This window comes from Sphingomonas sp. LH128 (genome assembly GCF_000293195.2).
GTDB classification, from domain to species: Bacteria; Pseudomonadota; Alphaproteobacteria; order Sphingomonadales; family Sphingomonadaceae; genus Novosphingobium; species Novosphingobium resinovorum_A.
This window is the reverse complement of sequence record NZ_ALVC01000034.1, coordinates 1-9,567: the sequence shown is the minus strand read 5'-3', so window position 1 is coordinate 9,567 and position 9,567 is coordinate 1. Positions and strand designations below refer to the sequence as shown.

6 protein-coding genes are annotated in these 9,567 nt (G+C 63.9%); 4 read left to right on the top strand and 2 right to left on the bottom strand.

What is annotated here, in order from left to right; genetic code table 11:
* Positions 1-185 precede the first annotated feature (185 nt).
* Both LH128_RS03350 and LH128_RS03345 read right to left on the bottom strand, forming a co-directional pair.
* Positions 186-1,397 (bottom strand): restriction endonuclease, encoded by a 1,212-nt coding sequence (locus LH128_RS03350; RefSeq protein WP_037517530.1) that lies wholly within the window; start codon positions 1,395-1,397, stop codon positions 186-188.
* 62 nt (positions 1,398-1,459) lie between these two features.
* Positions 1,460-2,002: a hypothetical protein gene (locus tag LH128_RS03345; protein ID WP_008828168.1), complete on the bottom strand. Its 543-nt coding sequence runs from the start codon at positions 2,000-2,002 to the stop codon at positions 1,460-1,462.
* Between the two features lie 57 nt (positions 2,003-2,059).
* Here LH128_RS03345 and LH128_RS03340 point away from each other — a divergent pair, with 57 nt between their 5' ends.
* The 4 genes from LH128_RS03340 to LH128_RS03325 all read left to right on the top strand — a co-directional run.
* Positions 2,060-4,081 (top strand): ATP-dependent nuclease, encoded by a 2,022-nt coding sequence (locus tag LH128_RS03340; protein ID WP_008828167.1) that lies wholly within the window; start codon positions 2,060-2,062, stop codon positions 4,079-4,081.
* Positions 4,078-5,802, top strand: coding sequence for a UvrD-helicase domain-containing protein (locus LH128_RS03335; RefSeq protein ID WP_008828166.1), 1,725 nt, complete (start codon positions 4,078-4,080; stop codon positions 5,800-5,802). Before LH128_RS03340 ends, LH128_RS03335 begins: the two co-directional genes overlap by 4 nt.
* Positions 5,803-6,083: 281 nt before the next feature.
* Entirely contained in the window at positions 6,084-7,349 is a 1,266-nt protein-coding gene (locus LH128_RS03330) for a metallophosphoesterase family protein (protein ID WP_008828165.1), read from the top strand.
* Between the two features lie 2 nt (positions 7,350-7,351).
* Positions 7,352-9,567, top strand: a 2,216-nt coding sequence (locus tag LH128_RS03325; protein ID WP_008828164.1) for an ATP-binding protein, incomplete at its 3' end; no start/stop codon positions are given.

Genomic DNA, 9,567 nt, shown 5'->3' with positions numbered 1-9,567 from the left:
GGGCCCGCGGGTTCCTGCACTGGAGGCTTTCGTACGCAAGCGCCCGAAACCCTTCACAGTTTAAGTCATTCCGTATTCCACGCTTGAACGTCCGGTCATACGGCGGAACCGGTCATTAAAATGCAACCGAGCAGCCGGACGGCTGTGCGATAGAGGTAGCCGAGCCGATTGGACGCGGAGCGGTTTTAGTCGCATAAGTCAAACAGAGCTGGGGAACCATCCCACGCCGAATACAGGTTCTGACCGTCCCAATAGCTCACATCGCCGTCGCGGACTGACCGCTTCGCGCGGAAGACGGTGTCAGCCGTCAGACGGTCAAGGCATGCCGGACCGATCTCAGGCACTTCGCGACCCCTCTGCCCGTAGCCATCGTCTGATATGGTCCGGGAGGGGATCGCCATCAGCAGCGCTGCGTGCCTTGTCTCCTTCAGGACGATCGCAAACTGATTCATGATGACGGTGTAGCCTGTTCGTGCGTGGACAATGCGCGGATCCCTGGGCGCGAGGCTCTGGACGAGCCGGGAAACCGCCTGAGGCGTAACCAGCTTCGACTTGTCGCGGATGATCCCGTCCCTCGCGTCCCTGCACCAGTCGCGCACGTCGGCGGAGGTGGCGAGCGCCATGGGGATGCTAGTCCGGCCGGCGAACTTCCGCGCCGAGGGGAGGTAGTCGGAGGTCGTCACGAAGATGCTCCTCTGAGCCGCTTCGACGTCGGCGACGCCATGCAGCGCAGCGACTGCGGACATGTCGATCTTGTTTCTGGGGGCGTATCGCTTGGCCTGCACCAGCGTGAGAATGTCGCCCAGCGGATCCCTCTGGAGCACTCGGACGTCGATGCCGCCGTCGTTTGAGCCCGGGCCCAGCTCGCAGGTGAAGCCTTGGGCTTGGAAGATGCGGAACAGCAGCGTCTCGAACTCACGCCAGGTGAGGCGATGCAGATCTTCTGGCCGCTTCGCGAAATGCGAATACAGCTCGTCGTGAACGTCCGCGACGTCCTGTTGCACTAGGCCGCACACCCACCGCCAATTCTCGCGATCGAGGAAGGGTTGGAGCAGCGGGCTGTCGTCCTCGAGGTATACGTGCGCGCTGACGCTGTCGCTCCGCTCATACCAGAAGCCCTGACGCTGGAGCAGCTCGACGAACTCCATGTCGAGACCGTCGAAGTCGCCGTCGAGCGCACGTCCAAGGTCGCCGTCGAAGTGAAGGATCGTGACCACGGGGGTTTCCCCAGGCTCACCGTCGATCCGATCGGCATAAGTCTGGAAACCGCAATCAACCCATAGTTCATGACCGGTCGCCCACTCCTGTATGGAGCGCTGGAGGTCGGCGACCACGACGTCGAGTTCGGCATCGGTCGGCGCCGATGCGGAAGGGTTTGGATCATGGCCGACAGGCATGTCGTGCTTCCGAGCCTGCTCGATATCGCATGCTTGCGTCGCTCCTGCCTGTAAATCGGGCCTCATCCGACATTCCGGCGCGTCCTCATGAGGCGGCAGGCGAGCATCTGATCGTCCCATCGTGTGGCGAACGTCTCGGATATCTCGAACCAGCTTCCGTCGTTGCCGGCTCCGTGGTTGCGTCCCATGCAGGAGCACTGGCACTCGTGGCCGACCGCGTTCAGGCAGGCTGGCGAGCACTTTTCCTGCTCGCGGTAGGGTTGGATCACGTAGACCGCGCCGAAGGCCGCGAGCGCGCGTTCCACGAAGTCATTAAACCAGGCCTTGGGTATCTCCCAGCAGCGCTTGCTGGCGATCCATGCCGGCGACGTGCGTCTGTCGTTCTGCAGCCAGGACCGATTCGTTTCCGCGTATGGAAGTCGCAGCCGCAAGAGCTCTCCCTTGCCGGTCCTGCGAAGGATCACCGGGATCTCGCGCTGGTTCCAGATGCTTGTGAGTTGCTCCGCGTCCATCCCGATTGCCCCCAGGTCGATCGTACAACCGTCGGCGGTCGGGTCGGGATCGAGGGCAACTTCGGTCTCGTCCCTTTCGGATCGGTTCCACATCACTCTCGCCGATGAACTGCCGCTCGTCTATGCAGTATCTGTAGAAAAGGGGGCTCGATGTTTCTCAAGCGCGTGAAGTTGGCTAACTTTCGTTCCTTTGACGATGCGCATCTCGAACTGCAGAAGGACCTGACGGTTCTTGTCGGCGAGAACAACGGCGGGAAGAGCAATGCGATCGACGCGATTCGCCTGGTGACGCTCCCGCTGGGTGGTCGTCGGGAGATTTACTGCGAGCCCACCGATGTCCGCTTCCAGTGCGGAGCAACACAATTCGAGCTGGAGGCGCATTTCGCGGAACTCTCGGTAGGCCAGCAGGGGCGCCTAATCTCTGCCGCTACCGATGCCGGTCTGACGAGTGCCTGCTTCGGACTGCGCTACGATGGCAGTCGGCAGGGGGCGAGACCGCAGCTGTGGGCCGGCAAGGACGGAAACGCACCCGAACCAAACTGCCATGACATGGTCCGGCACGTCTATCTGCCGACGCTGCGCGATGCGAAGCGGGCGCTCGCATCCGGCAACCCGACTCGCATCATGGCTCTCCTGAACCACTTCCTCGAGGGAACGACCGCCTCCGATCTCGCGAAGGAGCTTGCACGGACGCGCAGGCACGACGTGCTGGTGAAGGTCGACGATGCCGTCGAAAAAGGCCTTTCGGCCTTGACGGGCGGCGTGCGCCGGCAGGCCGCGACGCTCGGCTTCGCGTCGGACGAGGGGTTGATCGACATCGCCCGCGATCTGCGCTTCAAGCTCGCCGATCACGGCGTCGATCCTGAGGATTTGCGGTACTCCGGGCACGGCTACGCGAACCTGCTCTTCATGGCGATCATCGCGGTCGAGTTGGAGAAGGTCCGGAGCACGGACCTGACTCTGTTCCTCGTGGAGGAGCCGGAGGCGCATCTCCATCCGCAACTGCAGGCCGCGGTCCTGTCGTTCCTGCGTGAGCAGGCGGAGCAGTCGCGGAAGAGCCTCCCGACCGACCACGGTCCCGCGGGGGAACTACAGGTGGTGGTGGCCACGCATTCGCCGAACCTCTCAGCTTGGGTCAGCAGCGATAGGCTGGTGGTGTTCAAGTCGGTGATAGCGTCGGCAGGGACGGCGGAAGCGGATGAGCTGCTCGAACCCGGATCGATCGACGCCAGCATCATCGAGGACGTCCTCGGCCATGATGCGGATGGCGATGGCGAGGCTGCCGCGGAGTCCGTCGCGGAGGCGATCTCGGCCGTCGTGCCACGTCGTGCGACACGGTGCCTGCCTCTCGCCAACATGCCGCTTGAGGATCTCGATCGCCGCAAGGTCGACCGCTACCTTGATGTCACGAAGGCGGCCCTCCTGTTCGGCGGACGGGCGCTGCTCGTTGAAGGTATAGCCGAGGCGCTGCTCCTGCCGGCCATCGCGAAGCACCATGTCCTGAAGGACCACCCGGAGAAGCTCCGGCTCTTCAGGTCCGCCGTGTTCATCCCGATCGATGGCGTCGATTTCGCGCCATACGTGACGCTTCTCCTGACCGAACTGGAGGGTGCAAGGATTGCCGACCGCGTTGTGGTGATGACCGATGGCGACAGGGGGCTGAAAAAGGAGAAGGAGGACGAGGAGGGAGCCGACGACGTTCCGGATGAAGGGACCGAGGCACCGGCGGGGGAAACCGAGAAGCTCCACGAAGCCACGGAAGCCCACGAAGCCGAGGAGGTCTCCGAGGTCGAGGACGACGCCGCCGACGACGGGCTGCTTCCAGGTGAACGGAGGAAGCAGGCCTTGGAGAAGCTAGTCGGCAGACTAGGCGCGATCGACTACTTCGCGGCGGTCACGAGCACCTATTCGCTGGAATCGGAGCTGATCGAGGCGGGCAACGAGGACCTTCTGGAGAAGGCCTACCTCGAGTTACATCGACGCTCGAAGAAGAAGTGGCGCAACGCCATGAAACTCGATGGCGACGAGCGCGCTGCGGCGATCCACCGCATTTTCAAGAATGCTCGGAAGGGCGACTTCGCCCAGGTGTTGGCGCGGCTAATCGAGGACGGCGAGAAGCTAGCAGTGCCACCCTACATCAAGCACGCCATCGAGCAGTTGGTGGCCACGTGAGCGAAGATTACGCGCCGACCAAGGAGCAGGAGGCTGTGATCGGGCATAACGGCCCGGCTTTCGTGACCGCCTGTCCAGGTGCGGGAAAGACGCGGACGATGGTCGAGCGGGCTCGACTTCTGCTGTCAGACGGGCGGGATCGCCGCGGGGTCGCCTTCCTGTCGTTCACGAACGCGGCGGTCGACGAACTGGAGGTGCGCCTCCGGAGCTTCGGGATCCTGCCGACGCCGCTGTTCCCCAGCTTCATCGGCACCTTCGACAGGTTTCTCTGGCAGTTCTTCGTGGCGCCGTTCGGAATGGAGGGCTGCGACGTCACGCCCCGGCTGATCCCAGACAAGGGCGACTGGGTCGTGCAGCCCTATGAGAAGATGCAGGGGCTTCCTCTGAAGGCGTTCGACCGCAAGACAGGAAGATTGAACCGCGCAATCGCCACCGAGGAGGGCTTTGACGCGGATCGCGACGCCAAGAAGCACGAGGCTCGCGCACTCCGGATGCTGGCCTCCGCCCGCTCAAAGGGGCATGTCGATTTCGAGGACGTGCGCACCTGCGTGAAGGGACGGCTTGCGGACAAGGCCTTCGCTGAGCGGCTGGGGAAGGCCCTCGCAGCCCGTTTCAAAGAGATCTTCGTGGACGAGGCGCAGGACTGCAATCCCGACGACCTCGAGGTCGTGCAGTGGCTTCGGACTTCGGGGCTTATCGTCAAGGTGATCTGCGATCCGAATCAGTCAATCTACCAGTTTCGCGGAGGGATCACCGACGAGCTCGACAGGTTCGCCGATCGCTTCGAGGATGGCGACAGGCTGCCGATGAGCGGAAACTTCCGATCGACGCCGGCGATATGCGCCGCGATCGTCGGATTGAGGCCGCCCTCGGCACGCGGCGTGCCGGACCGTGCGCTCGGGAGCCACAAGGCCGATTCCACCGCCCTGCACATCCTCTCATACGGTGGAACATCGGTGCCGGCGGCGATCGGCGTAAAGTTCGGCGAACTCGTAAAATCGCATGGCATTGCGGTGGCGGATGCGCCCATATTGGCCTCGAGGCTGCAGAGCGCAGCCCGGGCGATCGGGCATCCTGTCTCGAAGGACACGGTGCACAAGACCCTGCTCCTGGCCAGGGCCGCCACTGATTTCCACTTCTCCTTCAACCTGGATAACCGGCGCGAGGCGCTGTCCAATCTCCACCGCGCGATCCTGCTGGTTCAGGGGCGGATCGAGACCGCTGGCGACTATCACCGACATGTGTTGTCGGAAGGCCTGGAGGACGGTCGTTGGCGTCCCGAGATCATCGATGCTGCGGCGACCCTGAAGTTTTCGCCGGGCATGTCCGCCGATGCGTGGCTCGACAAGGCCCGCCGCGCATTGGCACCCGGACTCGCGACACCCGGCGGCATCAGGCAGCGGCTGAAGTCTAGCAACGAGCTGCTGGCCGCCCTGGCCACTCCGCCCGCAGATGCGCATCCGGCGCGGACGATTCACTCAACGAAGGGCCTGGAGTTCCCCGCCGTGTGCGTCGTCCTGACGAGCAATAAGGCGGGAGGCATTCTCGAGCATCTAGAAGGGGCGGCTCGTCCCGAATTCGCAGAGGATGCCCGCAAGATCTACGTTGCGGCGTCAAGGGCGGAAAGGCTCCTCGTGATGGCGATCCCGAAGAGCCGAGCGAAGCGATTGGAGACCCTTCTTCAAGGGAATGGCTGCTCGACGGCCCGTCACGACATCTGACGAGGCGGTCCGTTCGCGCCCGCACGGCTATTCAGAGCTGGACCGGACAGCTGGTCGCACTTGAGTGGCTCGCTTAGTTCGAATTCCACTCTGGAAATATTGACGACTTGCTGTCCTTCTCCATTATGATGTTGGAAACGAAGAGAGCTGCGGCCGCGCTCTTCTAAACAATCGAGAAGGTCGGTTCTAAGAATTTTGAGCGGCTGAAAAGCCTGTGTCGCTAGAAACTAAACGAGGGGAAGCCGGACAGGGATATTGTTGTCGGCGCCTGGGGGTAAGTGATGACCGACTTTCGTTTTCTACACGCCGCTGACATCCATCTCGACAGCCCGCTCCGTGGACTGTCGCGGTATGAAGGGCTACCGGAGGACGACATCCGCGGCGCGACCCGGGCCGCTTTCGACAATCTCGTGCAGCGGGCTATCGACGAGGCTGTCGATTTCGTAGTGATCGCCGGCGACCTGTTCGACGGAGATTGGAAGGACATGGGCACGGGACTCTACTTCGCCCGCGCCATGGGGCGGCTGAACCAGGCCGGCATCCCCGTCTTCCTCCTTTCGGGCAATCACGATGCGGAGTCGGTGCTGACCCGGAGCATCCCCTGGCCGCCCAATGTGAGGCTGTTTGGGGCGAGGCGGCCGGAGACGCACACGCTTTCCCACCTCGCCGTCGCGGTGCACGGCCAGAGCTTCGCGACGCCAACCGTGATGGACAACCTCGTGCTCGCTTACCCCGACGCAACCGACCACCACTTCAACATTGGGATGCTCCACACTGCCTTGGCAGGTCGACAGGGGCACGCCGCATACGCCCCGTGCAGCCTCGATGACCTCAAGTCGAAGCACTACGACTACTGGGCGCTCGGCCATGTCCACGAGCACGAAATCGTCAGCGAGGCCCCCTACGTCGTGTTCCCCGGCAACACGCAGGGTCGTACGATCCGCGAGACAGGATCGAAGGGCGCCGTTATTGTGACGGTTGAGGATGCTCAGGTCACCACTGTCGAGCGCGTCGAGCTCGACGTCCTGCGCTGGATTCGTGTTGAGGTGGACTGCACCGACGCGACGGCGGATGCTGTCCCATCAATCATCCGCGCGTCACTCGTGTCTGCCTGGCAGGACAACCCGTCCGGCCTGCCGCTCGTCGCGCGGGTCTCGCTGACGGGACAGACCATGGACGCCGGTGCGCTCCACGACGGCGTGTCTTCTCTCCGCGACGATGCCCGCGCGGTGTCAGCGTCGATATCACCGGACCTGTTCATCGAGAGGGTGAAGGTGCTGGTCTCGCCGCCTGCGCAGGCACAGCAGATGGTGATCGGCGACGACCTCGAGGCTCTCATTAGACAGGCGCCGACAGACCCCAACCTAGCCGCCCTGCTGGCCGAGGACCTCGCCCCGTTCCTTATCGCGGCCCAGACTTCGCTCGGCCATTCGCCGGAAGAGGCCGATGACGAGGGCGTGCGGCGGTCCGCGAGCGATGGCAACTGGACAGCGGTATTGGAGACGGCGACGCTCGCACTCCGATCGCGTTTGATCGGTGAGGCGTAGAGATGCGCTTCGTCAACCTCGCGCTTGAGCGTTATGGCCACTTCGACAACTGCACGCTCTCCTTCCGCGGTGGCGAACCCGACTTTCACGTAATCTACGGCGCAAACGAGGCCGGCAAGACCACGTCTATGGCGGCCGTATCGGACCTGCTGTTTGGCTTCCCAAGCCGGTCGCCCTACAATTTCATGTACGACTACTCGTTGCTAAGGATCGGCGCCGTCCTCGAAGACGAGGGTCAGACAATGGCCTGCCGACGCAAGAAGGCCACCAGCAGAACGCTCCTCGGTTCTGACGATAAACCCATCGACGAGGGCCCACTGCTGGCGATGCTCCGAGGTCAGACGCGAGAAACATTCGGCCTATCGTTCAGCCTCAACCAAGAGGGCCTGCGCGCCGGTGGTAAGGCGATGATGGAGGCGCGCAACGATCTCGGTAGAGCGCTGTTCGCCGCCGGATCGGGCCTGACCGGGGTATCTGACGAGCTAGCACGCCTTGAGGAAGAAGCGGACGCCATCTGGGGTCCACGCGCGTCCAACAAGAGGTCGTTCACCGTCGCGCAGCGAGAGCTCGAGACGAACGCAAGGGCCATACGCGAGCGGTCGTTGAGGCCAAAGACCTGGCTCGACAGCAAGGCGGCGGTGGCGACGGCGCAGGCCGCGCTGGAGGACGCCAGGGGACGGCGGGACGAGTTGCTTGCCGAGATCAGCCGAGCGGAGCGGATACGGCGAATTGCTCCCTCAGCACGCCTTCGAAAGGACCATCTGGCAGCACTGGCCGAATACAGCGCGACCGTTGACATCCCGGCACAGCGCGAAAACATGGCTGAGGCCGCGATGGCCGACGCGGCTCTCGCAACGAGGGCGAAGGCCGCTGCCGCTACGCTGGCCGACGAGGCGACCAAACGCATGGAGGCGCTGGTTGCCGACGCGGAAATCCTCGCCCAGGCCGACCTGATCGACGAATTAGTGACGGCTTCGGGCGCGGTCGCAAAGGCTGGCAGCGACATGGTGCGGCTGACTACCGAGCAAGCCACGCGCGCTGGCCGGATCGAGCGCCTCCGGGAGGAGGCCGGAGCACTGGCGGCGGATCCACCGTCCCGGATCGCCAGCGCTAAGCTGCGCGAACTGGCGCTCGCGCATGTCGAGGACAAGTCAGCGCTCAGTGAGATATCCGAGAGCGAGCAGGAGCTTGAGGAACGGCGGCGGACTGCACCAGGCATTGCGCCGACGGTCCGAGACGGCTCGCCGGACGAGCTGAAGACAGTGGTCGCCGCCGTCGACGCAGGACGCGCGCTTGGCGTCGACATCGACGCCCGATGCCTGACCTTGCGGAGGACCGCCGACTCGGCCGCCGCCACGTTCGCCCAGGCGCTCGTCCGGCTCGTACCATGGAATGGCGACGCTGCGTCACTTCTCCAACTCCCAAGGATCGGCCAGATCGAAGTCGACGAAGCGCGGAAGGCGCTCTCCGACCTGACCACCGAGGTCGACCGCGAACTGGCGACCGCGGCGCGCTCAAGAGAAGAGGCGGCAGCGCTCTCCCTTCAGATGGAACAACTGGCATTGGGCAAGGCCGTATCGGCCGATGAAATCGCGAGCGCGCGGACCGAGCGCGATGAGCGCTGGCGTCCGCTACGCGGTCACGTCCTCTCAGAAATCTGCATTGATGCTCCCAATGAGGCCGTCTCCGCATTCGAGGCTTCGCTCGCTCAAGCTGACGAGCGCAGCGATCGCAGGTTCGCGGCAGCTGACGAGTCCAGTCGACTGACCGACATGGGCAATCGCGTCGCAAAGCTGCTGCTAGATGCCGATCAGGCGGATATTCGTGCCGGGCTTTTCGCCGAGCGACGGGAATCAGCGCGAACGGCGTGGGGTGAGAGGCTCACCGCCGCAGGCTATCCTGACATGGAGCCAATCCGGTTCCTTGCCTGGAGCACTGAGAGGGCCGCTGCGGAATCGGCGCACGCCGCTTCCGTAGCTGCCGCCGAGGAGGCCGATGCGACCATTGCCCGAAGGGCGACGGTCCTCGAGGCGCTCGCCTCATGCCTACCTGAAGGCAATGCCGCACGTCTGGGGAGCGAAGTCGCACCCGCCTTGGCCTCCGCCGAACGCTTAAGGACCGACTTTGAGAAGGCGCAGCAGCAGCGACGGCTTGACGAAGCCGAGGCAGCGCGGATCGAGCAGGATGCCGAAGTGCTTGGGCGGCGCAGGAAGCGGCT

What these genes read in the sequence shown, in the direction of transcription:
- LH128_RS03340 (WP_008828167.1), top strand. Translation starts at nt 2,060, where the DNA reads ATGTTTCTCAAGCGCGTGAAGTTGGCTAACTTTCGTTCCTTTGACGAT.
- LH128_RS03350 (WP_037517530.1), bottom strand. Translation starts at nt 1,397, where the DNA reads ATGCCTGTCGGCCATGATCCAAACCCTTCCGCATCGGCGCCGACCGAT.
- LH128_RS03330 (WP_008828165.1), top strand. Translation starts at nt 6,084, where the DNA reads ATGACCGACTTTCGTTTTCTACACGCCGCTGACATCCATCTCGACAGC.
- LH128_RS03345 (WP_008828168.1), bottom strand. Translation starts at nt 2,002, where the DNA reads ATGTGGAACCGATCCGAAAGGGACGAGACCGAAGTTGCCCTCGATCCC.